A 25,747-nucleotide genomic window follows, 5' to 3' on the forward strand; every position below is an offset into this window, starting at 1 on the left:
TAGTCGCTTATGGCATCAGGTTATCAATCGGTCGAACCGTCTCAGCCGCCAAATTACTGAACTCGCGAAGGTAATCGAGGTATCGATCGCCACCATAATTATAGAGTTTGTTATACATTCTGACGACGACGGTTCGATAAGCAGGAATAACCAATAGCAATGGCCCGGTGTTCCCAAGAATTTGATACGACCCAGCTGGTACAGCCTCCCCTAGTTCGCTCCACGCTTTCGGCTCGCCTTGGACATACCAAAACAGCCCGTTTGTCGGGAACGTTGAGTTGGGATATGCGGGACTTTGAATCGATGTCGCGAGACGAATCACTTCTTCCGGCACAATCTGAACGCCATGATGACGTCCGATATTCAGATGAAGATTGCCCCATGCCGCGAATTCTCGCGCAGTCGTATGTAGGTTCGACCCCATTCCATCATCAAAAGGATACAACTTATACGACGCTTCCTCGTCAGGATCGTCAATGACTTTGACGAAACTCGGTGCCGCATCGGTCGCCCATTCCGTCCGCGAGAGTCCCATCGGCCGAAACACCCGCTCCCTTAATAAGTGCGTGAAGTCATATCCGTATAACCGTTTAAACAAATCCGTCACGATCTCGACGTTCACGTTCCGATATGCCCATCCTTCACCCGCATCGAACTCCCGAAATAGCACACCCGTCTCATCCCGGTTCAGTCCGTGCGAGTGCGTGACCAAGTGCCGAATCGTCGTCCCTCGAAACGTGTCCACGTCATGCTCATCAAAATAATTAGAGACCAAATCGTCGAGATGCCGAATCTTGCCTTCATACAACGCATAGGCAATCGCCAGCCCCAAATAACTTTTACGGGCCGAAGCGACGTTGAACATCGAATTGACGTCAACCACTTTTGCATCATGATTCGAATGGAATCCGTCATAATTTTCGAACACGATGCGATCGTCTTGCAGGACTAGCAGCGCGGCGGCACTGCTATGATTTAGGTTTTGAATATGCCTAACGTACGAATCCAATGCAACGTAAGATGTCTTCAAGTCAATCTCCCCCTTTCAAGCCTCGTGTATATTTCTGGACAAAACCCGAACTTCCTTTATTTTTCTGAAAGTCCTGTTCCAAAACCGAGCCAAAGCGGTTTCATTAACCATATAACAAAGGGCCACCGCAGATGCGATGGCCCTTTGTCGTTCACATATTATAATACTTTGACAGTTACTGTCTTACGACCGAAGTTGAGGGCCGCACTTTGTGAGTACATTAAGATGTCGATTTTGTTACCTTTGATGGCGCCGCCTGTGTCAGCCGCTGTGTATGTGCCCATCAACTTCCCGCCGACGTACACTTGTACTTTCTTACCGAGCGGAATGACGCGCGGGTCGACAGCGACGACGTTACGTTTTTGTGCCCGTACGTTCCAGCCTAATGCCGTAACGCCTGAACATCCTTTGCAGTACGGTGTGTAAGCCGATGCGTTCATCGTATATGTTTTCACACTAGCCTTCGCGACCGTTTTCTTCACGGTGCGTAAGTACTTTGTAGCGATCCAACCTGACTTGCCTTTGTAGTTGACGCGAATCCAAGCTCCTTTTGAGCCAGTGCGTTGAAGTTGTTGTCCTTTATTGATTTTCCCAATCACTTTACCGCTGAGCGTCCCTGCCGAGCGGACGTTCAATCCGTTGACTTGGCTTTGTACGTAAACTTTTGAAGACGCCTCAACTTGTTGTTGGGGTAAGAGCATAGCGAGTGTCATGACCGTCAGTAGTAAGACCGTTCCAATTTTTTTGAGCATGTGGTTTGTCCTCTCCTAGTCGGTTTGTTCGTTGTAAGTTCGTGTTGTCGAATCTGTGGTGCTGTTCCAGTTGAAACATGTCGTATCGATTACGGAATGTTTCGTCCAGATAACTATATGACGAATCGTATGACCGTGCGTTTACAACTAAAATTCATTTGAGTGTCAGCTAAGTTACGATTACATTACAAAACCGCCATCTTTTAAGGGAAGATGACGGCTTTAATAAAAATCTTTAGGTTTCGTCATATTAATTCCCAATTAAAGGGATTAATATATCTGCTTTGTTACGGAAACCATGTTTTCTTACGTCAAATGTTACAAACGAGCACTTTCGATTCAGCCCATCGTCACAAAACCATCTCATGCCGTATGCCAAAAGCACTAAAAAAAGCCCGTCCCGTATGAATACGGAACGGACGTTGTAACAGCTTAAACGTGTGATTCGACGAGGTTGGCGATGCGAACCGTATCGCGTGCGATGACCAATTCTTCGTTCGTCGGGATGATGATGACTTTGACCGGTGAGTGCGGGTAGTTGATGAACAACTCTTTGCCGCGTGCTCCGTTGTTGAGTGATGGATCCCAGTAGACGCCCATGAACTCAAGGCCACGAAGGATGCGCTCACGGATGACGTCAGAGTTTTCTCCGACACCAGCTGTGAAGATGATTGCATCGACACCGTTCATCTCTGCCGCATATTGACCGATATAGCCGTGGATGCGGTTCGAAAAGATTTTGAGCGAGACTTCGGCACGGTGGTTGCCTTCAGCCGCTGCTTGCTCGATGTCACGCAAGTCACTCGAGATACCCGAGAGACCGTAGACACCTGACTCTTTGTTCATGACGTTCAATACGTCTTCAGCCGACTTGCCAGTCTTCTGCATCAAGAACGGGATGAGGGCCGGGTCAAGTGATCCCGAGCGCGTTCCCATCGTGATTCCTTCGAGTGGCGTGAAGCCCATCGTCGTGTCAATCGAACGACCGCCGGCAACCGCTGCGATTGATGCACCGCTACCGAGGTGGCATGAGATTAAACGAAGGTCTTCAAGCGGACGACCGAGAAGCTCTGCCGCACGTTGCGTGACGTACTTGTGGCTCGTTCCGTGGAAACCGTACTTCCGGACGCCGTGCTCCGTGTAGTACTCGTACGGAAGGCTGTACAAGAAGTTCTCTTCCGGCATCGACTGGTGGAACGCCGTGTCGAAGACCGCGACTTGCGGTACGTTCGGTAAAATCGTTTGGAACGCACGAATCCCCGTCAAGTTTGGCGGGATGTGGAGCGGTCCGAGTTCGACGAACGATTCGATGTTCTTCATGACTTCATCGTCGATAACGACCGAATCCGCGTACAACTCTTTTCCGTGAAGGACACGGTGACCGACGCCTGCGATTTCGTCGAACGACTGAATGATATCAAGGTCAATCAATTTTTCGAGCGAGAGCTCGACCGCTTCTTTATGTGAATGAAGCGGTGTGACGATATGGAACTTTTGTCCTTCGCCATATTTAATCGTGAAGATCGCATCTTCTTTTCCGACACGCTCGACGAGCCCGACGGCGAGCATCTTCTCAGATGGCATTTCGAGAAGTTGGAACTTTAATGACGAACTACCTGCGTTGACTGCCATAATTTTTGTCATGTCATACACCTCTTACCTTTCGATTTAAACACGAGTCTTTATCTGTTCTCTTAAAAACCGATAACTGTATCATAATGAAGATACTTGATATGGCATATGTTTTTCAAGTCTTTTGCCCAATAAAAATTATGTTGTTTTAAACCAATCGTCAATCTGTTTCACAATATTGGCAACAGCACGCACATCCGTGAACGATGGCAACTCGACGAGGAGTGCTTGTTTCGGGCGTTTGACGCCTTCCCCAAGCTTTTGTAACATCAATAGGCTTTTCGCATATCGCTCGTCTTTGAACATCGTCGTCGGTAATTGAAGAACACCTTTGACGACAGCCTCACGGTCCATCCACTGTTTTAATTTCCCTTCGTCATCCTGTTCAAACAAATTGTTCGGGATGACAAAGATCCCGTGACCGCCTGGTTTCAAGTGACGCATCGCCTGCTCGATCAACAAGAAGTGCGAGTAAGAATGGCCTTCATCCCGTTTCAAGGCGTAGCCAGACGCCATGTCATCGTTCGGATAATAGCCGATCGGCAAATCGACGAGTGCCAAGTCGCTCGGCTCGACGAACAGCGGTGCGAGTGCGTCTTGATGGAAGTACGATACCGGCTTCCCGAGCAGGTTGCTGATTGCGTAAGACAGACGCAGCATCGTCTCATCGACTTCGACCGCCTGTGCGGTGGCATCTTTCAATTGTGTCAACACGGCGTGGACGAGTGTCCCCGTCCCGCTACCGAGCTCGAGCACGTTCGCCCCGTCCTTGACGAGTTTCGTCGCCAAGTACCCGATGAACAGGCTGACGGCGTCCGGCGTCGGTTGATGGTTCGGCGGGAGTGTCGTCGTCTCCTCGAGGACGAGCAGACTGACGGCTTTGCGGACATCATCCGTTTTCTCCTGTTCGACATTGACTCGCTCAAACACTTCAATCAATGCCTCGAGCGGCAATAAGTCAAGGTCTGTCGTCAGCTTCTTCGCTTCTTTCTTCCAATCCCGATACAGTTGTTCAAATCGTTCCATCTTCGATCATCCTTTCCATACAAAACCGGCCCTCTTGTGGAGAGCCGGTCGGTTCACTTCTATTAGTGTAAGCGATTCGTGGTCGATTCGCCAAGCGAATCAGTTCGCAGCGTCAAACGCCTCGAGCGCCGCATCGAAATCAACTTCCTCAGTCATCTCATCCATGTACTGGACGTACTGGACCGTACCGGCCGAGTCGATGACGAATACCGAACGTGCGAGAAGACGGAGTTCTTCCATCAATACGCCGTACGATTTCGCGAACGATTGGTCGCGGTGATCCGATAACATGACGACATTATCAAGTCCTGACGCCGCACACCAGCGACGCTGTGCGAATGGTAAGTCGTTTGACACCGTCAAGACGGTACCGCCGAGCGATGACGCCTTCTCGTTGAATGCGCGTGTTTGCGTGTCACAGACACCTGTGTCGATCGATGGAACGACACTAATCAATTTCTTGCCTGGGTATGACGCGAGCGTCACCTCTTCAAGTGCCGTCGTGAGCGCTGTAAAGTCCGGTGCAGTATCTCCGACTTTGACCGGGTTCCCTTGCAGTGTAACGGTATTGCCTTTAAATGTTGGCATCGTTTCATCCCCTTTTGCATGATTTATACTTCTTCATCATAGCGATGGCGCCGTCTCGATGACAAGCATCCTGCCTCAGACGGCCTGATTGTGATTTTCCCTATATCGAGCGTCTAAAACGCTGTATAATGAAAGAGACTCAATTGACAAAGGGGATGACTAGGATGAGAAACAACGTTTTTTTGTACCATCGTAACGTCAACGACTTTACAAAAGAAGTAAAGAAATTAATCGAAATCGGTGAGAAATATGGCTTCAACGTCGTCAATCGTCCTGAAGACGCCAACATCATCGTCGCCATCGGGGGAGATGGCGCGTTCTTGCAGGCCGTCCGCTATACGGGATTCCGTCAAGATGCCATCTACGTCGGGTTTGGCCGCGGCTTGAACGAGTTTTATTGCGACTTCGATATACATAAACTCGACGAAGTCGATCGCTTGTTCTCGGACAACAGCGCCCGTATCGAAGCCGGTCTCGAAGTGCGGAAATACCCGCTCTTGTCGGCATCCATCAATGAATCGACTCCGATGCTTTGTTTGAACGAAGCCTCAATCAAGTCGAGTATCATCAAATCGCTCGCCATCGAAGTGTACATCGACGACCTCCATTTCGAGACGTTCCGCGGTGACGGCATGGTCGTCTCGACACCGACCGGCTCGACAGCGTACAACAAATCACTCGACGGCGCCATCGTCGACCCGCTCATCCCATGTATGCAAGTGAGCGAGATCGCCTCGGTGAACAATAATCGTTACCGCACGCTCGGCTCGTCGTTCATCGTGCACGACTCACGCAAACTCTCGCTCCGCATCGTTGAGGACGGGAACGACTATCCGATTATCGGCATGGACAACGAGGCGCTCAGCTTGAAGTATACAGACCGCATCGATATCGAACTGTCTGACCAGGTCATCAAGACGGTCAAACTGAAAAACAACTCGTTCTGGCACAAAGTCCAACGCTCATTCTTCTAAACGACAAAAGGCTAGCCGTCCTCGTGGATGGCTAGCCTTTTTTTATTACGTGTTGACGACGTCGGCCTCGTATACCGGAGCCCCGTCGACGACCGTCATGACGAGTCGGTTGTCGAGGATGTCGCGTCCACGCAAGTCGAAGAAGTCCTCTTCCCACACTGTGAACGTCGCGTTATAGCTCTGAATCAACAAGCCGTCGCGTCCGTGTGTGCCTGTGGCGACACGTGGTGCATACGTGAAGCTACGGAGCGCCTCATACATCGATAGGCGTTCCGGCGGGTTGAGCGCCCCTGACTCCTCAAATGACTGACGGGTGACCGCCGCATACAAACCTTTCCGTACATCGACGGTAGAAATCGGGGCGTCACTGCCTCCAAGGACGAGCGCTCCCGTATCGAGCATCGATTTGAAGCGGTAGGCGTCATCGACGCGGTCGTTGCCGAGCCGGTCGAACAACAAGTTCATGTCGTCCGACAAGAAAATCGGTTGGGCATCAATCAACACCGGCAACGCTTGAATCCGTTTCAAGAGCGCGTCGTTCAAGAGTGAAGCGTGAATGATTCGGTCTCTCGTCCCGCGCTTGGCCGGATATTTCTCAAGCAGCGTGATGAACTGTTCGGCGGCGGCGTCCCCAATCACGTGGGCCGCCACGTTCATCCCGTAGGACCGCGCCTTTTTGACAAGCGCCTCGAGATGATCCGGACGATGGACCTCGATTCCCCGCTGTGCCGGATCATCCGTGTACGGTTCCGACAAGAGTGCCGTCCGTCCCCCGAACGATCCGTCGACGAACAATTTCATCGCCCCGAAATCAAAACGCGGGCGCTTGGCGAGCGCATCGTGACGAATCAACGTATCGACGACTTGTTCATGGACGAGCAGATGCGCGTGGAACGGGAGGTCCGCCAACACGTCTTCATACGCTCGAATCGTCTCGAGCGGGTCACCGTGATAGAACAAGTCTTCCGTATGGGCATTGACGATGCCGTGGGCGAACAGCGAGTCGATGGCCCGGTGGAGCGAGGCGACATTTTTCTCGCGATTCCCGCCTAGCTCTTTGTGGAGCAGGTCGAGCGCCGCATCGTACAGTACCCCGTTCAACTTGCCGTCCGCATCGCGTCCGAGCTTCCCGCCTTCGATGACGGTATGATGAATCAAGCCGAGCCGTTCCAACCCTTTCGAGTTGACGACGGCAACGTGGCGACAGACCCGTTTCAAGACGACGGGGCGGTCCGGAATGACGGCATCAATCATCTCACGCGTCGGCATCTCTCCAAGCAGACGGTCATTGAACCCTTCCGCGACGATCCAATCGTCGTTTCCACCTTTTTGCTTCATCGATTCGAGCAGAGCTTGCAAGTCCGTCGTCTCGGTCGCATCGATCCGGTCGAGCGCTTCCCCGTACCCGATCAAGTGGATGTGTGAGTCGGTGAACGCCGGATAGACGCTCTTCCCTTCAAGATTCACAATTTGCTTGATTCTTCCGGCGTATGTACGACGAAGGTGGCCTTCTTCCCCCATCTTCAAGATCCGGCCGTGCTCCACGTACATGGCACGAGCTTGTTCATGCTCTTTGTTCATCGTATAAATCTTTCCGTTAACCCATAGCGTTCCCATCACAAAATTCCTCCTCGATTCAAAAAAGATTGACGTACACGTTAATTCCCGTTTACGTCAATCTTCATGCATCATTATTTTCGTAATAGCTCTTGCTGTTCCAATCCTTTTTCGACACGTTGGCGAATCTCACGGGCCGCTCCTTCATCGAAACGTCCGAGGACACGCTCGCCAATCTCGACGGCCGTCCCATACTCACCATGTAAAAACTTGTTCTCGGCGAGCGTCAAGGCGATATGCACCTCGTTGTCGCGACGGCGATAGCGGTTCGCATACTGCAGAAGCTGTTCGGCGTACGTGACTTGGCGCAAGAGCGCTTTGACCCGGTCCCGGAAGTTGTCCATCGTCTCTTCGACGTCGTGGCTGAGGCCGACGATATACGTCATATTAAACGGTGCTTTCTCGAACTGTTCATCCAACGATTGCACGCCTTTTTGCAACTGGCGCATATCGCTCGTCAAATCAGTCGGAACGACCGGCATGGCGCTCTTCGCGAGCAAACGGCGATGGGCAGACAGTTCGCGCTTCCATGACTCGAGTTTGTTGCGGACTTCGAGTTCTTCTTTGCGAAGGGAGTTCGTGTTCTCGATGAACCGTTCATGCATCGCACTGAACTGATCGAGCGAACGTTTCGCTTCTTGTACTTTTGATTTAATCATGCTGAACGGAATCATCTGGGCGACGAGCGCCTGTTCGATGTCGAGTACGTTCGCCGTGAGCGTCGCACGCTCCCGTTCGAGCTGTTCAAACTCTTCGCCGACACGGGCATTAATCTCGTAATTGCTGACGAGGCGGGTCATCTCTTGATGGAGACGAGCCATGACTTCACTCGTCTGGCGGTCACGTTCTTTCACGGTCGCGAATTCTTTTTTCACGTATTGGCGTGCATCGACTTCGGTCCGGAACGCTTCGAACAGCTGATCGATGTCCGAGCTGAGCTGTTGCATGTCCATCTCGAAATGATCGAAGTCGAGTTGTTCAATCCGGTCCATGAGCGCGGCCCGGCGATCTTCCGCTTGCTCGATCTCTTCCATTAAACCGAGCGGCTCAAGCGCGTAGCCGTCCATTTGCATCTCTTTATGACCCGAGCGCAACTGGTTGAGCTGTTGTTTCAAATCGATTTGCACCGTGCGCACGAACTGCGGGATGACGCCGACGAGTTCACGAATCTTCGTCACTTTCTCAGACAAGACTTGGCCGGCGATATACGCCTCCGACACTTGTCCTTCCTGCTTCAACGTGATCATCTCGGTCCGCTTCGCTTCCGCTGCCGCGATTTCAGACTCGACGAGCTCGTATGTCGGGCCAAACGCACTGTTTTGGGCGACGAGCGTCTTCCGGAATTGATACAACTCTTTCTCGTCTTTTTTGACGATATCGAGAAGCGACGAATGGTGTTGATTGAACTCATCCATCTCATCGAGCATGGCGTGTACCATCGACTCGAGCTCTTCAATCAACTGTTCCGTCGCGTTCAAATCGGATTTCACTTTAAGGAAACGATATTTGTCCAAATCTTCTTCGGCATGATAGAGCGCCTCATCGATTTGTCCCGTATGTACGCTGACGAGTTCGTCCCACGACTGATGCCATCGTTCGAACTTCTCTTTCGTCTCGCCTTCCATCGGCCATTGTTTGAACTTCTGCAGTTCAGCCGGCACACTGGCGCTGAGCACACTTTGTTTGCGCATGTCTAAATCATCAATTTTCTGGTAAAAATTCCTTCGTACGAGCATGCTTCCCAGCATGGCCCCTAATGCGATGACAATGATTCCAATTAAAATTCCGTAGATTCCGTAATCCATCTCTGTCACAACCTCCAAGCCGCTTTCATGGACTTATGTATCTAAATGAATAAATGAAGTATTTTATGAGTATAGATAATACTAATCATATTATAGAACCAATGATTTGCATAGGTTTTCCAACGGTTTAGGGAGAGAATGTTATTTTTCACGCGAATCTTTTGAGAAGACAAACCGAAAAAATGCGTGTACCATAATGCTAATTCATCATGCATTCATTCATAGGAGGGAATCAAATGTTTCAAACAACGACTTACACTGGCGACTTGGCCGCCGGGTACGACATGCTCAATAAACAGTTGGCAGCACTTCTAGAAGGCGAGACGAACCGTGTCGCCAATCTATCGAACGCGAGCGCATTGCTCAACCAGTTCCTCGACCGCATCAACTGGGTCGGATTCTATTTAACAGAGGGAGAAGATGCCCTCATCCTCGGACCGTTCCAAGGCCTTCCGGCTTGTGTCCATATCGCGTTCGGTAAAGGAGTTTGCGGCACGGCGGCCTCGACGCAAGAGACGCAACTCATCGCAGACGTCCATCAATTCCCGGGCCATATCGCTTGTGACGCGGCTTCTAACTCAGAAATCGTCGTCCCGCTCGTTCGCGACGGCAAGACGATCGGTGTCCTCGATATCGACAGCCCCGAGTTCGACCGCTTCTCAGATGTCGATCGCCAAGGGCTCGAGCAATTTTGCCAGACATTACTTCGCTTCATCTGATTGACAAGCGAATCGTTTCGTCGTATACTGATTTTTGTGCATGAAATGACGATAGCAGTCATTGACAGACGTATCCACCTTTCGGGCCTCGACTGAGTCGGAGGAGCATCTCGTAGCTTCGCTATCAAGTGAAGGTGCTTGAACCTAGAAAGGGGCGTCACCCGTCTTTGACACCGTTGTTCTTTTGTGCAAAATACATGAACAACAAGGAGGAGTCCAAACATGGCTCGTTACACAGGTCCAGCTTGGAAACTCTCGCGTCGCTTAGGCATCTCGCTTAGCGAAACGGGTAAAGAATTAGCAAAACGTCCTTACGCACCAGGTCAACACGGAAATGGTCGTCGTAAAATCTCTGAATACGGTCTTCAGCTTCAAGCGAAGCAAGCTCTCCGTCACATGTACGGAATCAACGAGAAGCAATTCCGTCGCATCTTCAACGATGCTGGGAAAATGCAAGGTATCCACGGTGAGAACTTCATGTTCTTGCTCGAGTCACGCCTTGACAACCTCGTTTACCGTATGGGTCTCGCTCGCACACGTCGCGGAGCGCGCCAACTCGTCAACCACGGTCACATCCAAGTTGACGGTTCACGTGTAGACATCGCGTCTTACCGTGTAAAACCAGGTCAAGTCATTTCAGTTCGCGAGAAGTCTAAAAACTTCAAAGCGATCGCTGAAGCTCTCGAAGTAGCACCAGCTACAAAAGACTACGTCACATTCGATGCTGAGAAGCTCGAAGGTACATTCGTACGTCTTCCTGAGCGCGCTGAATTGAACGACCAAATCAAAGAGCAACTCATCGTTGAGTACTACTCACGTTAATGCTTTTATCCCCTTCCCTGCCTCGGCAGGAAAGGGGATTTTTTTATTTCTTTAAAATCTGTTCACGAATCCGGCCCATCTGGGTATCGAGCGCATCGGCCATCTTCGCCGCTTCAATCAACTCGAGTTTCGACGCCTCCGGGACGACGTGCTGGTATTTATAATGAAGTTTATGCTCCGTCGCCGCCCAAAAGTCCATGGCGAGCGTGCGAATTTGAATCTCGGCTGGCACCCAGATGACGCGTTCCGCCAAATACACTTTCGTTCGGACGATGAGATGCAGGCTCCGATAGCCGCTCGGTTTCGGATGTTGGATGTAATCCTTAATCTCATCAATTTCTAAATCGTCCCGTTTTTTCAAATGATCGAGGATGGCGTAGATGTCATCACGAAAACTCGTGACGATTCGCACTCCGGCGACGTCAGATATATTGTCCCACAGCGCTTCCACTTCGAGGGGAAGCCCTTTTTGATTCATCTTCCGAATGATGGACGGCAACGTCTTCATCCTCGTCTTCACGTGTTCAATCGGCGAATAGCCGAGCCGCGTCTGCCAATCGAGGTCGATGATGCCGAGATCGCTCTCGAGTTCAGTGATCGCCATCTCGTAGTACCGGAATCGCTCCCGCCATTGATGGAACTGCTCGCCAAAAAATTCTTCAATGTCCATAACAAAGCCTCCTTGTCGTCTATACTTGCTATCGTAGCAGACCGAATCGATGTTGAGTCAGAAAAAAACGTCCATGTTCGCAACATTGGCGGACATGGACGCATGCATCAGACGTGACGGATCACGAAGTATTTTTTCTTACCGCGACGGATGATGGTGAACTCACCGAGCGTATCGGCGCGTGTCACCGTCTTATCGAGCGACTGCTCCCGCTCCCCGTTCAAGTAAATCGCCCCGTTTTGAACGTCTTCACGGGCTTGACGTTTCGATGGTGCAATCTTCGCTTCGACGAGAAGGTCGACAAGGTTGCGCTCGCCTTCGAGCTCGAACTGTGGCATGCCCTTGAATGCGGCATCCATGTCTTCTGGTTTGAGCGTTTTTAAGTCGCCACTAAAGAAGGCAGTCGTGATGCGTTGCGCTTGATCAAGACCCGCTTCTCCGTGGACGAGTTTTGTCATCTCTTCAGCGAGACGACGTTGGGCGACACGCTTCTCCGGTGCAGCGACCACTTCTGCTTCGAGCGCCAAGATGTCTTCGTGCGACATGAACGTGAAGTATTTGATGAACTTGATGACGTCAGCGTCGTCGACGTTAATCCAGAACTGGTAAAACTCGTAAGGTGTCGTCTTATCGGCGTCGAGCCAGACTGCACCACCGGCCGTCTTCCCGAATTTTTGCCCGTCCGACTTCGTCACGAGCGGCACCGTCAACCCGAACGCCTTCTCCGAGTGACCGAAGCGGCGGATGAGTTCGAGACCGGCCGTGATGTTGCCCCACTGGTCGCTGCCCCCGACTTGAAGGCGGCAGTTCTCGTTTTCGTACAACTTCAAGAAGTCGAACGATTGCAACAACATGTATGAGAATTCCGTGTACGAGATTCCGTTCTCCAAACGTGAGTCGACCGAGTCTTTGGCGAGCATGTAGCTGATCGGGAAGTGTTTCCCGATATCGCGTAAGAAATCGATAATCGATAACTCTTCCGTCCACTCGTAGTTGTTGCGGATAGAGATTGGATTCTCACCTTCTAGCGGGAGGAAACGGCTCAATTGGTCTTTGATTCGATCCGAGAACTGTTTGACCGTGTCGAGCGTGTTGAGCGAACGCTCGTCCGAACGACCTGATGGGTCACCAATCATCCCAGTCGCGCCACCGACGAGGGCGATGACGTGGTGTCCCGCCTCTTGGAAACGTTTGAGTGTTAAAATCGGGAGCAAGTGCCCGATATGAAGCGAGTCCGCCGTCGGGTCGAACCCGGTGTAAAGCGTCGTCGGTTTGTTCAACTGTTCTTTCAATCCTGCTTCGTCCGTCATTTGGTTGACGAGACCTCGAAATTCTAAATCCTTCAATAATTCCATCTGTTCCACTCCTTCGATTGACATAAAAAAACGTCCCTTCTCATATGAGAAGGGACGGAGATTCCGCGGTACCACCCTAATTGCCACAGCTGTGGCCACTTGTAGCGAGAGATAACGGTCTCGACCCGGCCGAACGGCACGCTCCAAAAGTGTAATTCATCGATTGACATTGGCTAGTTCACAGCACCCACTAGCTTTCTGGACAAGCGGTCAGTCGACTACTTCGCTTTCTTCATAGCATCTTTGTTTATGGACTATGCTTTACATTTTATAAGTTCTATTTCCAAATTGTCAACTGGAAGATGGAAACTTGCAGCCGACAGTTGATTGGGAGGAAGGTCGGCAATGACTTGTGCTATAATCGTATATATTACTGTCCAAAATAGTTTTACACCATATTAAGGAGGCTGTCATGCTGCAAAAGATTCGAGACACATGGAACCAACCAAAGTCCTTGAAAGCCCGCCGTTATGCCAATGTATTTTACGATGTATCCTGGAACGTTCTGCTCCTAACGATTATATCGGTCGTTCTCATTGGATTTTTAGGCGCCGGGATCGGAGCGGGTTATTTCGCTTCACTCGTCAAGGATATGCCGGCACCCGCTTATAAGACGATGACGTCACAAATCAACACGTACTCATCGACTTCTGACATTTATTTTGGAAGCGGTGAACGAATTGGAAACTATACGACGGATGAAGTACGGATTCCCGTCGCCGTCGACAAAGTTTCTCCGTTCGTCGTCGACGCGTTACTCGCCACAGAGGACGTCGAGTTTTACGAACACGATGGTGTCGTCCCGAAAGCGACGCTCCGTGCCATCTTACAAGAAGCGACCGGTTCGGAAGATCGGACCGGTGGCTCTACGCTCACACAACAGCTCATCAAGAACCAAATGCTGACGAACGAAGTGTCGTTCGAACGAAAAGCGAAAGAGATTTTACTCGCCCTTCGCCTCGAGAAAGCAATGAACAAAGATGAGATCTTGAACGCGTACTTGAACGTCGTCTCATTCGGACGAAACTCGATGGGACGCAACATCTCAGGGATTGAAGCAGCCGCTCGCGGTGTCTTCAACACATCGGCTGAGAAGTTGACGTTACCACAAGCCGCTTTCCTCGCCGGGATTCCGAAAAACCCGTTCCTTTATACACCGTATTACCAAGGCGGTGTCATTAAAGAGGACGTAGCACCGGCCATCAACCGGATGAAGACGGTACTCAACCGGATGTACGTCGCCGGGAAGATCACGAAAAAAGACTACGACGCTGCATACAACTACGACATCACAAAAGACTTCATGAAGACGCAATCGAAGCCGCGTGACCGCTATCCGTATGTTGTGCAATGGGCTGAAGAAGATGCTCTCATTATCGTCCGTGACCACATGCTTAAACTAGATGGCGTGAACGTGAACGAATTGAGTGCAGAAGAACGTAAAGAAATTACGAGCACGTACGGACGTCGCGCCCACAACGCACTCCGTCAAGGTGGATACAAGATTCATTTGTCGCTTGATAAACAAGTCCATGAATCGATGCAACAGCCGGCCCGTAACGTCAATAACTTCGGACCTCGAAATCCGGACAAAAATGTCGATCCTGACCAAGGTCCGGAACAAACGGCAGCCATCATGCTCGACAACAAGACCGGTCGCATCCTCGGATTCGTCGGTGGTCGTTATGTGAACGGCAAAGCCGATGATTTCAACCGTGCCCGCTTAATGGAGCGCCAAATCGGGTCGACGGCGAAACCGCTACTCGTTTATGCGAACGCAATCGAAAAAGGTCTTATCACGACGGATACGGTCATCGTCGACGAGGAGTACAAGTATCAAAACGGAACAAACCCGAATACAATCCCGGTCCGAAACGAAGACCGCGGATACCGTGGACCGATGACGGCACGTGACGCGTTGAAACTATCGCGAAACGTCCCGGCCGTGAAAATTTACGAAGAGCAAGGCGACTTTAGAAGTGATACTGAGAAATTGCTGCAGATGGGCATGAACGTCCCTGACGATACACGCGACGCGCCATCAATGGCACTCGGTGTCAGCTCGGTCTCACTCGCGTCGCTCGCCTCAGGTTACGCCATGCTCGCCAACGGCGGTGAACACGTCGAACCGTATATCATCGACCGTGTCGAGTACCAAGGCGAAGTCATTTACGAGAAGAATCCGAAGAAGACACGCATCTATTCGGATCGTACGGCCTACTTGATTGTCGATATGCTCCGTGACGTCTACACGTCAGGAACAGCGACGTATGCCAACTCGCTCTTGAACGTCCCTGGCGACTGGATGGGTAAAACTGGTACGACCCAAGATATTCGCGACTCGTACTTGGTTGGTTCGACGCCAGGTGTCACGCTTGCCGTCTGGACGGGCTATGATAAAGAGTATCCATTGAGTGACGGTGAAGGTTTCGGCCGCTACTTCCAACGGACGCAAGGTATGTGGTCAAAGATTGCCAACAACGTCTATCTCGATCGTCCAGAAGTGTTCAATTCGAACGCTCGCTTCGTACAACCGGCTAGCGTAAGAGCTGGCGACTTCGGTGACTCTGGTTCATTCTCTGAGAAGAAAAAAGTCGAAGAGAAGAAGAAGGAAGAGGAAGCGAAGAAGAAAGCCGAAGAAGAGGCGAAGAAGAAAGAAGAAGCCGAAGAGAAGAAACAAGAGGCTGAAGAACAGAAACAGGAAGCTGAAGAAGAGAAACAAGAAGCTGATGCTGCTGCGAAGGAAAAGGCAGCGGCTGACGCAAAAGCGAAAGCAGAAGCCGACGCAAAGAAAAAAGCGGAAGCTGATAAGAAGAAAGCTGAAGAAGAAGCAAAGAAGAAAGCCGAAGCTGAGAAAAAGGCTGAGGAAGACAAGAAGAAAGAAGACGCCGAAGCTGCAGACGGCGCCTAATCCGACAAGAAAGGTCGACACATCGCGTGTCGACCTTTTGTCGTTCAATCTTCCATTGTCGATAAGTCACCCGTCTCGAGGTTCAACTCCCATGCTTTCAAGACGCGACGCATGATTTTCCCGCTTCGCGTTTTCGGCAATTTGTCTTTGAACTCGATCTCACGCGGAGCCGCGTGAGCCGCGAGACCTTCTTTGACGAACTTTTGAATCTCCGCCTTCAACTCGTCCGACGGCTCATAGCCTTTACGGAGCGCGATGAACGCCTTGATGATCTCGCCGCGGACCGGATCTGGTTTCCCGATAACCCCGGCCTCGGCGACAGCTGGATGCTCGACGAGACGGCTCTCGACTTCGAACGGACCGACCCGTTCCCCTGCCGTCATGATGACGTCATCGACGCGGCCTTGGAACCAGAAGTAACCGTCCTCGTCCATATACGCCGAGTCACCTGAGACGTACCAGTCACCCCAGAAGTAGCTCTCATACTTGGCGTCATTCTTCCAAATTTTCCGCATCATCGACGGCCATGGCGTCTTGAGTGCCAAGTTGCCCATCCGGTGAGGCGGGAGTGGTTGACCGCGGTCGTCTAAGATGGCCGCTTCACAACCCGGGATAGCTTTGCCCATCGACCCCGGTTTGATATCCATCGTCGGATAGTTACAAATCATCATCGCGCCGGTCTCTGTCATCCACCACGTGTCATGAATCCGTAATCCGAACGATTCGTTCCCCCAACGAATGACTTCCGGATTGAGCGGTTCTCCGACCGACAGGATATGGCGGAGTGACGACAAATCATATTTTTCAAACGCCTCTTCTCCGGCACCCATGAGCATCCGAAACGCTGTCGGCGCGCTGTACCAGACCGTGACACCGAACCGTTCGATGACCGAATACCAGAACTCAGGATTGAATCGTCCCCCGACGATTACGTTCGTCGCCCCGTTCAAGAACGGTGCGAAAATCCCGTAGCTCGTACCCGTCACCCAACCTGGATCGGCTGTGCACCAGTAAATGTCGTCCGGTTGCAAGTCAAGCACCCATTTGCCGGTCATCAAATGCTGCACCATGGCGTTATGGACATGCAAGACACCTTTCGGTTTCCCGGTCGACCCTGACGTATAATGCAAAATCATGCCGTCTTCGCGGTCGACCCACGTGATGTCGAGATCGGTCGAGGCATCACCCGCCAATTTGCGGTAGTCGATGATTTTCCCTGCCTCTTTTACCTCGTCACCGACGATTAAAATCGTCTCCAAGTGCGGGAGTTGATCGACCGGGATACGCGGTAGGAGCGCCTCGGTCGTGACGATGACTTTCGCTTCCGAGTCGAGCAGACGGTCGTGGACGGCTTGCTCCATGAACGCCTCAAACAACGGACCGACGATCGCCCCGAGCTTGAGTGTACCGAGCAAAATAAAATAAAGTTCTGGACTCCGTGGCATGAAGATGAAGACGCGGTCGCCTTTCTCCACTCCAACCGATTTCAGAACGTTTCCGGCCCGATTGCTTTCTCGTTTCATGTCCTCATACGTGTAGCGCTCTTCTCGTTCCCCATCGAAATAGAGCAACGCCAGCTTTGTGGCGAGTTCACCTTCTGCGTGACGGTCGATTGCTTCGTACGCCATATTGACGTTCCCCGTCAAATTCCAAGAAAATAATGCTTCTGCTTGTGTCCACTCGAACGACTGACAAGCATCTTCATACGACGCCAATTGATGTTCCCCTGATAACGCTTTCAATTTTTCCATCGCTAAAGATTCGCCTCCCCTGTAATGAATGGTATAACCACTTTCAGTATAGTGTTAATATTATGACAAATCAATGAATTTCCAAAATCTCCAAAAGAGTGTGAAACAAGCTAAATGAAAGCGCTATAATAGAAGGTGGAAAAGGTGGTGACTCCATGGAAAAACAATATCATTCAAAGGTGTGGGAAACCTCACTCGGAGCCGTAATCATCGATGGACCGATCGAGAGCGACGTGTTGGCCACGTATCGGCTCGATGAGGGATTGACCGCATTTCGTGAACCTGAGGACCAACATAAGGCGCTCGTCGAAATCGCTGACTTGAAAGAAGGCCGCATCATCGTGGCCCGCGTCGATGACCTCGTCATCGGTTATGTCACGTATTTATATCCGGACCCATATGAACGTTGGAGCGAAGGGAACGACCCCTATATCCTCGAGCTCGGCGCGATCGAAGTGAGCCCGCGCTTCCGTGGCCAACGGATTGGCAAGCAGCTACTCGAAGTGTCGATGATGGACTCGCATATGGATGACTTCTTGATTTTGACGACAGAATATTATTGGCACTGGGACTTGAAAGGGAGCGGGCTCTCGATCTGGGACTATCGGAAAGTGATGGAAAAGATGATGAACCACGGCGGACTCGTCTTCTTCCCGACCGATGACCCGGAGATTGCCTCGCATCCGGCCAACTGTCTCATGGCACGGATTGGCAAGAACGTCCGGCAAGAAACGATCGACCATTTCGATTCGCTCCGGCTGCGGCGCCGGTTCATGTATGACTAAGGAGGGACCTGGATGTTGATTGAACAAATGATGAATCGTCATGTCGTGACGATTCAACCGACCAACACGATCGCCCATGCGGCCAAGCTCATGCGTGATCATAAAGTGCGCCATCTCATCGTCACCAACCCGGCCCGACAAGTCGTCGGAATCGTCGGCCAGTTCGAGATGAGCGGAGCGACGAGCGTGTTCCATCCGGAGAGCGAGAGCGCCGACTTCAAAAACCCCGTTTCGAGCATCATGCGTCAAGATGTGACGACGGCACATCCGTACGACTTCTTCGAAGATGCGGCCGCTCTGTTTTATGAGTATCGCCTGACCTGCCTGCCGATTGTCGAACAAGGCAAACTCGTCGGCGTCTTGACCGAGACAGACTTATTGCGTTACTTCGTCCAATTGACGGGCGCGCTCGAGCCGAGCTCTCAGATTGAGCTCTTGGTCGAGAACACGACGGGGACGCTCGAGAAAGTGACCCGGCTCCTCGCCAAGACGAACGTCAACATTATCAACGTGTTCGTTCATCCGACGCCCGACCCATATAAACGCATCATCTCGTTCCGCGTCCAGACGATGAATCCGCTCCGCATCATCGAACGGTTGAAACGCGAGGGTTACGACGTGCTCGGTCCGGAGATGTCCCAATGAGACCGGCCTACATATTCGGGGAGAACGAGAACTCGTACCGCTTCCATGCGGATCATCCGTTCAATCCGGTCCGCCTGGAGCTGACGACGTCCCTGCTCATCGCCTCAGGTAAACTTCAGGCCTCCGAGTGCATCGCCCCGCCCCTCGCCTCGGTCGAGTCGCTCGCGCTCGTCCATGACCTTGATTATATTGAAGCGGTTCAAGCGGCGGCGGCCGGTGAGCTGTCGACATTGAAAGCGAACAAGTTCGGCCTCGGCACTGAAGACACTCCCATTTTCCCAACCATCCATGAAGGGGCGGCCCGGCTCGTCGGGGGCACCGTTCACGCACTCGATTTGGTCGCGAGCGGTAAACTGGAGCGCGCCTTTCACGTCGGGGGCGGCCTCCATCACGGGATGAGGCGGAAAGCGTCCGGATTTTGCGTGTATAACGACGCAGCGGTTGCCATCGCCCACGTCCGTAAAGCGTACGGCAGCCGGGTCCTCTATGTCGATACTGACGCCCACCACGGAGACGGCGTCCAATGGCTGTTTTACGACGATGACGATGTGATGACGTTATCCATCCACGAGACCGGCCGCTACCTGTTCCCGGGGACAGGAGCCGTCACAGAGCGCGGCAACGGGAATGGGTACGGCTATAGCTGGAACGTCCCGGTCGATGCGTTCACCCAAGACGAGTCGTTCTTGCGCTGTTACGAGACAGTGTTCCGGGAAGCGTGCGAATGGTTCAAGCCGGATATCATCGTGACGCAGAACGGGGCCGACGCTCATGCCTTTGATCCGTTGACTCACCTTGCCTCGACGATTCGGACGTTCGAACAGATTCCTCAAATCGCTTCTCGACTTGCCGACGAGTATACGGAAGGAAGACTCGTCGCCCTCGGCGGCGGCGGCTATGATTGGTATCGGACCGTACCCCGGGCTTGGGCGCAAGTGTGGGCCGGACTGACGCGCGAGGCGCCGTACAGCGGCGACATTCCGCCCGAATGGATCGAGCAGTGGCAGGACAAAGCGGATTTAGCCTTGCCGACACGCTGGGATGACCATCCGTACACTTTCCAACATATTCCCCGACGCCAACAAATTGAGGAGAAAAATTGGGAAGTGACGAAACGGGCGTTCTGGCCGTTCATTTCGAACGATCGCAAATCACTATATGTCTAAAAAAATCCCCTCGTCCGCGGAGTGACTCCGACAGGCGAGGGGATTTTTATTCAGTCTTGACGTACCGAATCGCGACGTTCGATGCGGTGCGGCAAGACAACGTTCTTCTCTTCGACTTCTTCCGCATTCAAGATTTTCGTCAAGAGACGCATGGCAACGGCACCGATGTCATACATCGGTTGGACGACCGTCGTCAATTTCGGACGAATCATCGTAGCGAGACGCGTGTTATCATGGCCGACGACTTCAAAATCGTTCGGGACCGAGAAACCGGCGTCTTGAATCGCGTGAATGACACCGAGTGCCATCTCATCCGTACCGGCGAAAATCGCTTTCGGGCAATCGTCACGTTCGAGCATCTTCTGCATCGCCTCAAGGCCTGATGCGTACGTGTAATTCCCAAGGACGACGTCACTCTCACGGAACGGGAGTCCGGCGTCGTCAAGGGCACGGCGGTAACCAGAGAATTTCTTCTCGCCATTGATTTGTTGCTCGAGTGGACCTGTGATGAAGCCGACTTGTTTATGACCGTGGCCAATCAACATTTCGGTCGCGTCGTATGCCGCTTGCTCATAATCGATGTTGACCGCAGGGAGGTCATACCCTTGGTTGAGTGTCGCCGCGAGGACGATTGGGACCGGTGACTTCTTAAACTCGTTGACGAGGTCTTCATGCAGACGACCGCCCATGAAAATGATGCCGTCGACTTGTTTCCCGAGCAATGTGTTCAACAAATGGATCTCTTTGTCACGGTTCGAGTCCGAGTTCCCGAGGATGATGTTGTACTTGTACATCGTCGCGACGTCCTCGATTCCGCGGGCAAGGTCTGCGAAGAAGATGTTCGAGATATCTGGGACGATGACGCCGACCGTCGTCGTCTTCTTACTGGCCAGTCCACGTGCGACAGCGTTCGGACGATAGCCGAGACGGTCAATCGCATCCTGGACTTTCTTGCGGGTCGTCGGTTTGACGTTCGGGTTTCCGTTGACGACGCGTGAGACGGTTGCCATCGACACCCCGGCTTCTCGTGCGACATCATAGATGGTTACATTGTTACTATTCATTAAAACTCCTCCTACAAGCAATGATTTTCAAACGATTTTCAAAAAACGTGTCAAAAAAGGAAGACAGGTATCTGTCATCATTTTACCCTGTCTTCACGCTATATAAAACGTTTCCAATTGGAAAGCTTACTTTTTCACCAAATCAAGTTGAGGGAACTGGGCCGTTAGCCCGTCCACGAATTGATCGAACTGATCGAAATCGAGTTGTTGCTGGGCATCCGATAAGGCGATGGCCGGGTTCGGGTGTACTTCCACCATGACCCCGTCCGCTCCGACTGCAAGCGCCGCTTTGGCCGCTGGCAGTAACAAGTCGCGTCGTCCTGTCGAGTGCGTCACGTCGACCATGACCGGCAAATGCGTCTCTTGTTTCAAAATCGGGACCGCGGTGATGTCGAGCGTGTTGCGTGTCGCCCGTTCATATGTCCGGATGCCGCGTTCGCACAAGATGACTTGGCTGTTGCCGCTCGCCATGATGTACTCGGCCGCATAGATGAACTCTTCAATCGTAGCCGATAAGCCACGCTTCAAGAGCACCGGTTTATCCGTCTTCCCGACTTCTTTCAGCAAGTCGAAGTTTTGCATATTGCGCGCACCGACTTGGATGATGTCCACGTATGGAAGTGCCGATTCGACCGCACCAGGCGTCATGATTTCAGAGATGACCCGTAAGTCATGACGATCTGCCGCTTGCTTAAGCAGTTTCAACCCCTCGAAGCCGAGACCTTGGAAGTCGTATGGTGAAGTACGTGGCTTGTACGCCCCGCCTCGCAAGATTTTCACTCCGGACAGCGCCAATTTCTCAGCGACGGCGTTCACTTGCTCAAACGATTCGACCGCACATGGTCCCGCAATCAGTTGCGGACGTCCATTGCCAATTTTGACATCATCGAGCGTGACAATCGTGTCTTCGGCTTGGCGTTTCCGTGAAACGAGCAGCGTCTTGTCACGATCTTCGCCTTGCAGTTCGGCCGAAGCTTTAAACATCTCTTTGAACAGATGTTGCAAGCGAGCCGTCTCGAACGGACCCGGATTCTCTGCCGCGATGAAGTCGAGCATCTCACGTTCACGTACCGGATCGTATCGCTCCACACCTTGCAGACGTTTTACTTTTCCAATCTCAACAGCGAGTGTGCCACGGCGGCTGAGCAAGTCGAGCATCTCACGATTCAACTCATCCATCTCGCGACGTAATCGATTCAACTGATCTTGTGGACTCATAATTACCCTCTCATTTCTAAGCCGTTCTTTCCAGATTCCTAATTATAACGAACTTTAATCGCTTTGTCATAGGGAAATGGGCTGACGACACAAAATCAACAAAAAAAGCGCCCGGCTAGTCCCGGACGCGTCATCACTTATTTGTTGCCGTTTTTAAGGTCTTGCTTCAAGTTGTTCAATTCTTGTTTCGACTCATCGTCGAGCAAGTCTTTCACAGGTGCCTCGAAGTCTGACTCATAGTCTTCCGACTGGTCACGGCTGCTCGTTGTGTTTTGTTTGTTTGCAGCCGATTTCGTCGCGTTCGATTTGTTCGCGTTCGGCTTACTGTCTGATTGTTTCGGTTTGTCTGTCGACGCTTCTGACTTCGACGACTCGTTTGACTCATTTGAAGCTTTCGCTTCGTTCGAATCTTTTGCTTCGTTCGACTGCTCTTCTGAAGCCTTATCGAGTTGCTCTTTCACTTCGGCTTCCGCCTCCGCTACGAGTTGATCAGCTTTCTCCATCGCTTCTTCGATTGACAATTCGTCTTCATCGACTTGTTGTTTCAATTCAGCCGCTTCACGGGCCTTGTCTTTGACGAGGTTTAAGACCGGAGCCGCTTTATCGCTCGCTACTTTAATCCATTCGCCGACGACCGGTTCTGCTTTTTCACGAACTTCTTTCGACTTGACGGTCAATCGCTCACGCGACGTCGCCGTTTTCTCGTCGAGGTATGTCCGTACTTCACGTCCGCTCTTCGGTGATGTGAGGAGTGCTACTGCTGCACCAATCACGCCGCCGAGGACGACACCAGCTAAAAACCCACCGCTTGATTGCTGTTCATTCGTATATGTCTTGTTCTTGTCGTATGTCATCGTTACTTCCTCCTTGTGATAGTTATGATTTGATTGTATCGTCTGTCGCAATCAACCCTGGTGAAACCGTAGTCGGTTCTTGTTTACGGTCCCGACGGCCGCGACGACGTGATGGTCGTTCGTCTGAAGACGTTTCTGTTTTGTTTTTCTTAAATAATTCTACAGCGACCGATCCCCAACGTACCGCTTGGGCAATCTGCTCTTTATTCTCGTCTGCTGCTACGTGAACAGAAGAAGAAACCGTCCGTACCGACTCTGTCACTTCGTTGAGTGACGTGCCGAGCTCATCAAGGGCGTGTGCCACCGGTGCGAGCAATTCTGTTTTCTCCTCGACGTTATCCACGAGACGGTTCGTCTTATGTAAGAGCGCCGTCACTTCCATTGTGATTCCGTCTAATTGACGTTCTAAGTTTTCAGTTGTGTTGGCGACGCTGCCGAGTGTCCGATTGACGTTCGACAAGACACGTGCCAAGAAAAATACGAGTACGACAAATGCGAGTGCTGCGACGAGCCCTGCAATGCCTCCTAATGTGATTTCCATGCATCCATTCCTCCTATTCGATAATGTGGTGGTTTCATTATAGCACCATTATGACTCAAAAGATTTGTCACAACCGTTTTCGCCATCCGGTCTGATTATTCCTTTACCCGTTTTTATGTTTTCGATTACACTAAAATAGAAATAAATTTAAAAAAGTTAAAAGGGGTGTTCGTATGAGAGATCCAAGAATCACGCAACTCGCTGATGGATTAATCAATTATTCAGTCGAATTGAAACCGGGGGAACGCGTTCTCATTGAAAATTTCGGCGTCGAGGAATCGCTTGTCGAAGCGCTCGTCGAAAAGGCGTATGAGGCTGGGGGGCATCCGTTCGTCTTATTGAAAGAGAGCCGCATCTTGCGCAAACTTTATACGGGAGCGAGCCGGGAACAGCTCGAACTCATGGCCGACATCGAACGCAAACAGATGCAAGCGATGGACGCTTACATCGGCCTTCGTGCCGGTGACAACATCAACGAACTGTCAGACGTGCCGGCCGAGCAACAAAAACTCGTCGGGGCCACTATCGGTAAAATGCATACCGAGGACCGCGTCAAAGGAACGAGATGGGTCGTGCTCCGTTATCCATCGCCGTCGATGGCACAACTCGCTGGTAAATCGACTGAGGCGTTCGAAGACTTCTACTTCAACGTCTGCACACTCGACTACGGTAAGATGGACCGAGCCATGGACGCGCTCGTCAGCCTCATGAATGAGACCGACCGTGTCACAATCAAAGGACCAGGGACGGACCTCACGTTCTCAATTAAAGACATTCCGGCCATCAAGTGTTCTGGCCAAATGAACATTCCGGACGGTGAAGTGTTCACAGCTCCGGTCAAAGATTCGATCAACGGTGTCATCACGTACAACACGCCGTCACCGTATCACGGCTTCATGTTCGAGAACGTGTCGTTGACGTTCAAAGATGGAAAGATTGTCGATGCGACAGCGAACGACACAGACCGAATCAATGAAGTGTTCAATACGGACGAAGGGGCACGTTTCGTCGGCGAGTTCGCCATCGGCGTCAACCCGTACATCCAACATCCGATGAAGGATATCTTGTTCGATGAGAAAATCGACGGCAGTTTCCACTTTACACCGGGTCAGGCGTATGATGACGCTTATAACGGCAACAACTCGTCAATCCATTGGGACCTCGTCAATATCCAACGCCCTGATTACGGCGGCGGCGAGATTTGGTTCGATGATGTCTTGATTCGTAAGGACGGGCGTTTCGTCGTCGACTCGCTCTTGCCACTCAACCCAGAGAACTTGAAATAACAAAAACAAGCGTGCCGATGACGGCACGCTTGTTTTTTCGTTACAGCTTCGTCTTTTTACCGAGCGCAGCCGACATCATCCAAATCTCTTTTTCGAGTCGTTCGATATGAGACACGAATGTGTCCTCGATGGCTTCGTCCCCGTCTTCGAAGTTCTCCATCGCGTCTTGCATCTCTTGGCGAATCTGTTTGAAGTCACTGATGACATCTTTAATCATCTGCTCGGTATCCGCGTGGCGGTCCCCTTCTTGCAACGTCGAATGTTCGAGATACTCCTTCATCGTCGCATACGGTTCGCCATCGTTCATCAATAGACGTTCCGCCACGTCATCGTACAGTTCGGCGACGAGATTATACAGTTCCTCTAATTTTTCATGATACGTGAAGAAGTGAGGGCCGCTAATGTACCAATGGTAGTTGTGCAGTTTGACGAATAAGAGGCCATAGTTGGCTACCTCTTTGTTCAATGTGTTTAATGCGCCTTGGCTTGCCATCCTTAACATCTCCTTTTCCAAATTCAGTCGCTAGTATTATTAC

23 protein-coding genes and 1 other annotated feature are annotated in these 25,747 nt (G+C 51.5%); of the genes, 8 read left to right on the plus strand and 15 right to left on the minus strand.

From position 1 onward, the window contains the following. Positions 1 to 7: 7 nt before the first annotated feature. The 5 genes from KNP84_RS01150 to tpx form a co-directional block, all read right to left on the minus strand. A complete protein-coding gene (locus KNP84_RS01150; RefSeq protein ID WP_021065607.1) occupies positions 8 to 1,030 on the minus strand; it encodes a serine hydrolase domain-containing protein in 1,023 nt (340 codons plus the stop codon). A gap of 158 nt (positions 1,031 to 1,188) precedes the next feature. Beyond that, positions 1,189 to 1,782, minus strand: a complete 594-nt coding sequence (locus KNP84_RS01155; protein ID WP_021065606.1) for a 3D domain-containing protein — start codon at positions 1,780 to 1,782, stop codon at positions 1,189 to 1,191. Positions 1,783 to 2,214: 432 nt separating this feature from the next. Beyond that, positions 2,215 to 3,426 carry an acetate kinase gene (locus KNP84_RS01160; protein WP_021065605.1) on the minus strand — a complete coding sequence of 404 codons (1,212 nt, stop codon included), beginning with the start codon at positions 3,424 to 3,426 and terminating at the stop codon, positions 2,215 to 2,217. Between the two features lie 126 nt (positions 3,427 to 3,552). Then, complete coding sequence (locus tag KNP84_RS01165) at positions 3,553 to 4,440, minus strand: class I SAM-dependent methyltransferase (RefSeq protein WP_058764001.1); 888 nt, start codon at positions 4,438 to 4,440, stop codon at positions 3,553 to 3,555. Between the two features lie 99 nt (positions 4,441 to 4,539). After that, positions 4,540 to 5,028 (minus strand): thiol peroxidase, encoded by a 489-nt coding sequence (tpx, locus tag KNP84_RS01170; RefSeq protein WP_021065603.1) that lies wholly within the window; start codon positions 5,026 to 5,028, stop codon positions 4,540 to 4,542. Positions 5,029 to 5,183: 155 nt separating this feature from the next. Between tpx and KNP84_RS01175 the strand changes: the two genes are divergently transcribed. Next, positions 5,184 to 6,002, plus strand: a complete 819-nt coding sequence (locus KNP84_RS01175; RefSeq protein ID WP_031199840.1) for an NAD kinase — start codon at positions 5,184 to 5,186, stop codon at positions 6,000 to 6,002. A gap of 45 nt (positions 6,003 to 6,047) precedes the next feature. On the opposite strand, the gene KNP84_RS01180 is transcribed toward KNP84_RS01175, so the two are convergent. Together KNP84_RS01180 and ezrA are read right to left on the minus strand one after the other, a co-directional pair. Further along, on the minus strand, positions 6,048 to 7,619 hold the full coding sequence (locus KNP84_RS01180; RefSeq protein ID WP_215114056.1) for an amidohydrolase: 1,572 nt from the start codon (positions 7,617 to 7,619) through the stop codon (positions 6,048 to 6,050). A 74-nt stretch (positions 7,620 to 7,693) separates the two neighbouring features. Beyond that, complete coding sequence (gene ezrA / locus KNP84_RS01185) at positions 7,694 to 9,424, minus strand: septation ring formation regulator EzrA (RefSeq protein WP_021065600.1); 1,731 nt, start codon at positions 9,422 to 9,424, stop codon at positions 7,694 to 7,696. A gap of 236 nt (positions 9,425 to 9,660) precedes the next feature. On the opposite strand from ezrA, the gene KNP84_RS01190 reads away from it, so the two are divergent. Then, entirely contained in the window at positions 9,661 to 10,143 is a 483-nt protein-coding gene (locus tag KNP84_RS01190; RefSeq protein WP_021065599.1) for a GAF domain-containing protein, read from the plus strand. 222 nt (positions 10,144 to 10,365) lie between these two features. After that, positions 10,366 to 10,965 (plus strand): 30S ribosomal protein S4, encoded by a 600-nt coding sequence (rpsD, locus tag KNP84_RS01195; RefSeq protein ID WP_029595169.1) that lies wholly within the window; start codon positions 10,366 to 10,368, stop codon positions 10,963 to 10,965. A gap of 43 nt (positions 10,966 to 11,008) precedes the next feature. Here the strand turns inward: rpsD and KNP84_RS01200 are convergent, their stop codons facing one another. Then, positions 11,009 to 11,635 (minus strand): GTP pyrophosphokinase, encoded by a 627-nt coding sequence (locus KNP84_RS01200; RefSeq protein ID WP_021065597.1) that lies wholly within the window; start codon positions 11,633 to 11,635, stop codon positions 11,009 to 11,011. A gap of 107 nt (positions 11,636 to 11,742) precedes the next feature. Then, positions 11,743 to 12,990: a tyrosine--tRNA ligase gene (tyrS, locus tag KNP84_RS01205; protein WP_029595167.1), complete on the minus strand. Its 1,248-nt coding sequence runs from the start codon at positions 12,988 to 12,990 to the stop codon at positions 11,743 to 11,745. Between the two features lie 47 nt (positions 12,991 to 13,037). After that, positions 13,038 to 13,235: a binding site (T-box leader), on the minus strand. Between the two features lie 167 nt (positions 13,236 to 13,402). On the opposite strand from tyrS, the gene KNP84_RS01210 reads away from it, so the two are divergent. Next, positions 13,403 to 15,901, plus strand: a complete 2,499-nt coding sequence (locus KNP84_RS01210) for a transglycosylase domain-containing protein (RefSeq protein ID WP_214714561.1) — start codon at positions 13,403 to 13,405, stop codon at positions 15,899 to 15,901. 44 nt (positions 15,902 to 15,945) lie between these two features. Here the strand turns inward: KNP84_RS01210 and acsA are convergent, their stop codons facing one another. After that, positions 15,946 to 17,652, minus strand: coding sequence for an acetate--CoA ligase (acsA, locus tag KNP84_RS01215; RefSeq protein ID WP_021065594.1), 1,707 nt, complete (start codon positions 17,650 to 17,652; stop codon positions 15,946 to 15,948). 155 nt (positions 17,653 to 17,807) lie between these two features. On the opposite strand from acsA, the gene KNP84_RS01220 reads away from it, so the two are divergent. The 3 genes from KNP84_RS01220 to KNP84_RS01230 are packed head-to-tail and all read left to right on the plus strand — an operon-like array spanning position 17,808 to position 20,248. Further along, positions 17,808 to 18,437: a GNAT family N-acetyltransferase gene (locus KNP84_RS01220; protein ID WP_058764004.1), complete on the plus strand. Its 630-nt coding sequence runs from the start codon at positions 17,808 to 17,810 to the stop codon at positions 18,435 to 18,437. Positions 18,438 to 18,449: 12 nt separating this feature from the next. After that, a complete protein-coding gene (locus tag KNP84_RS01225) occupies positions 18,450 to 19,082 on the plus strand; it encodes an acetoin utilization AcuB family protein (RefSeq protein ID WP_021065592.1) in 633 nt (210 codons plus the stop codon). After that, positions 19,079 to 20,248: an acetoin utilization protein AcuC gene (locus KNP84_RS01230; RefSeq protein WP_214831916.1), complete on the plus strand. Its 1,170-nt coding sequence runs from the start codon at positions 19,079 to 19,081 to the stop codon at positions 20,246 to 20,248. The genes KNP84_RS01225 and KNP84_RS01230 overlap by 4 nt, the downstream gene beginning before the upstream one ends. Before the next feature lie 50 nt (positions 20,249 to 20,298). Here KNP84_RS01230 and ccpA read toward each other — a convergent pair whose 3' ends face one another. The 4 genes from ccpA to KNP84_RS01250 form a co-directional block, all read right to left on the minus strand. Continuing rightward, on the minus strand, positions 20,299 to 21,312 hold the full coding sequence (gene ccpA / locus KNP84_RS01235; RefSeq protein WP_021065590.1) for a catabolite control protein A: 1,014 nt from the start codon (positions 21,310 to 21,312) through the stop codon (positions 20,299 to 20,301). Between the two features lie 126 nt (positions 21,313 to 21,438). Next, entirely contained in the window at positions 21,439 to 22,530 is a 1,092-nt protein-coding gene (locus KNP84_RS01240) for a bifunctional 3-deoxy-7-phosphoheptulonate synthase/chorismate mutase (protein WP_021065589.1), read from the minus strand. A 137-nt stretch (positions 22,531 to 22,667) separates the two neighbouring features. Then, a complete protein-coding gene (locus KNP84_RS01245) occupies positions 22,668 to 23,384 on the minus strand; it encodes a YtxH domain-containing protein (RefSeq protein WP_021065588.1) in 717 nt (238 codons plus the stop codon). 22 nt (positions 23,385 to 23,406) lie between these two features. Beyond that, entirely contained in the window at positions 23,407 to 23,925 is a 519-nt protein-coding gene (locus KNP84_RS01250) for a DUF948 domain-containing protein (protein ID WP_021065587.1), read from the minus strand. Positions 23,926 to 24,098: 173 nt separating this feature from the next. Here KNP84_RS01250 and KNP84_RS01255 point away from each other — a divergent pair, with 173 nt between their 5' ends. Further along, positions 24,099 to 25,211, plus strand: coding sequence for an aminopeptidase (locus tag KNP84_RS01255; protein ID WP_215114057.1), 1,113 nt, complete (start codon positions 24,099 to 24,101; stop codon positions 25,209 to 25,211). A 40-nt stretch (positions 25,212 to 25,251) separates the two neighbouring features. Here KNP84_RS01255 and KNP84_RS01260 read toward each other — a convergent pair whose 3' ends face one another. Then, positions 25,252 to 25,704 (minus strand): Dps family protein, encoded by a 453-nt coding sequence (locus tag KNP84_RS01260; RefSeq protein WP_021065585.1) that lies wholly within the window; start codon positions 25,702 to 25,704, stop codon positions 25,252 to 25,254. Positions 25,705 to 25,747: the final 43 nt, after the last annotated feature.

Origin of the sequence: Exiguobacterium sp. s70 (genome assembly GCF_018618315.1) — a bacterium.
In the GTDB taxonomy this organism is placed as follows: Bacteria; Bacillota; Bacilli; order Exiguobacteriales; family Exiguobacteriaceae; genus Exiguobacterium; species Exiguobacterium chiriqhucha.

Excerpts from the sequence above, each read along its gene's own strand:
- KNP84_RS01155 (WP_021065606.1), bottom strand. The coding sequence starts at position 1,782 with ATGCTCAAAAAAATTGGAACGGTCTTACTACTGACGGTCATGACACTC.
- KNP84_RS01160 (WP_021065605.1), bottom strand. The coding sequence starts at position 3,426 with ATGACAAAAATTATGGCAGTCAACGCAGGTAGTTCGTCATTAAAGTTC.
- KNP84_RS01165 (WP_058764001.1), bottom strand. The coding sequence starts at position 4,440 with ATGGAACGATTTGAACAACTGTATCGGGATTGGAAGAAAGAAGCGAAG.
- tpx (WP_021065603.1), bottom strand. The coding sequence starts at position 5,028 with ATGCCAACATTTAAAGGCAATACCGTTACACTGCAAGGGAACCCGGTC.
- KNP84_RS01175 (WP_031199840.1), top strand. The coding sequence starts at position 5,184 with ATGACTAGGATGAGAAACAACGTTTTTTTGTACCATCGTAACGTCAAC.
- KNP84_RS01180 (WP_215114056.1), bottom strand. The coding sequence starts at position 7,619 with ATGGGAACGCTATGGGTTAACGGAAAGATTTATACGATGAACAAAGAG.
- ezrA (WP_021065600.1), bottom strand. The coding sequence starts at position 9,424 with ATGGATTACGGAATCTACGGAATTTTAATTGGAATCATTGTCATCGCA.
- KNP84_RS01190 (WP_021065599.1), top strand. The coding sequence starts at position 9,661 with ATGTTTCAAACAACGACTTACACTGGCGACTTGGCCGCCGGGTACGAC.
- rpsD (WP_029595169.1), top strand. The coding sequence starts at position 10,366 with ATGGCTCGTTACACAGGTCCAGCTTGGAAACTCTCGCGTCGCTTAGGC.
- KNP84_RS01200 (WP_021065597.1), bottom strand. The coding sequence starts at position 11,635 with ATGGACATTGAAGAATTTTTTGGCGAGCAGTTCCATCAATGGCGGGAG.
- tyrS (WP_029595167.1), bottom strand. The coding sequence starts at position 12,990 with ATGGAATTATTGAAGGATTTAGAATTTCGAGGTCTCGTCAACCAAATG.
- KNP84_RS01210 (WP_214714561.1), top strand. The coding sequence starts at position 13,403 with ATGCTGCAAAAGATTCGAGACACATGGAACCAACCAAAGTCCTTGAAA.
- acsA (WP_021065594.1), bottom strand. The coding sequence starts at position 17,652 with ATGGAAAAATTGAAAGCGTTATCAGGGGAACATCAATTGGCGTCGTAT.
- KNP84_RS01220 (WP_058764004.1), top strand. The coding sequence starts at position 17,808 with ATGGAAAAACAATATCATTCAAAGGTGTGGGAAACCTCACTCGGAGCC.
- KNP84_RS01225 (WP_021065592.1), top strand. The coding sequence starts at position 18,450 with ATGTTGATTGAACAAATGATGAATCGTCATGTCGTGACGATTCAACCG.
- KNP84_RS01230 (WP_214831916.1), top strand. The coding sequence starts at position 19,079 with ATGAGACCGGCCTACATATTCGGGGAGAACGAGAACTCGTACCGCTTC.
- ccpA (WP_021065590.1), bottom strand. The coding sequence starts at position 21,312 with ATGAATAGTAACAATGTAACCATCTATGATGTCGCACGAGAAGCCGGG.
- KNP84_RS01240 (WP_021065589.1), bottom strand. The coding sequence starts at position 22,530 with ATGAGTCCACAAGATCAGTTGAATCGATTACGTCGCGAGATGGATGAG.
- KNP84_RS01245 (WP_021065588.1), bottom strand. The coding sequence starts at position 23,384 with ATGACATACGACAAGAACAAGACATATACGAATGAACAGCAATCAAGC.
- KNP84_RS01250 (WP_021065587.1), bottom strand. The coding sequence starts at position 23,925 with ATGGAAATCACATTAGGAGGCATTGCAGGGCTCGTCGCAGCACTCGCA.
- KNP84_RS01255 (WP_215114057.1), top strand. The coding sequence starts at position 24,099 with ATGAGAGATCCAAGAATCACGCAACTCGCTGATGGATTAATCAATTAT.
- KNP84_RS01260 (WP_021065585.1), bottom strand. The coding sequence starts at position 25,704 with ATGGCAAGCCAAGGCGCATTAAACACATTGAACAAAGAGGTAGCCAAC.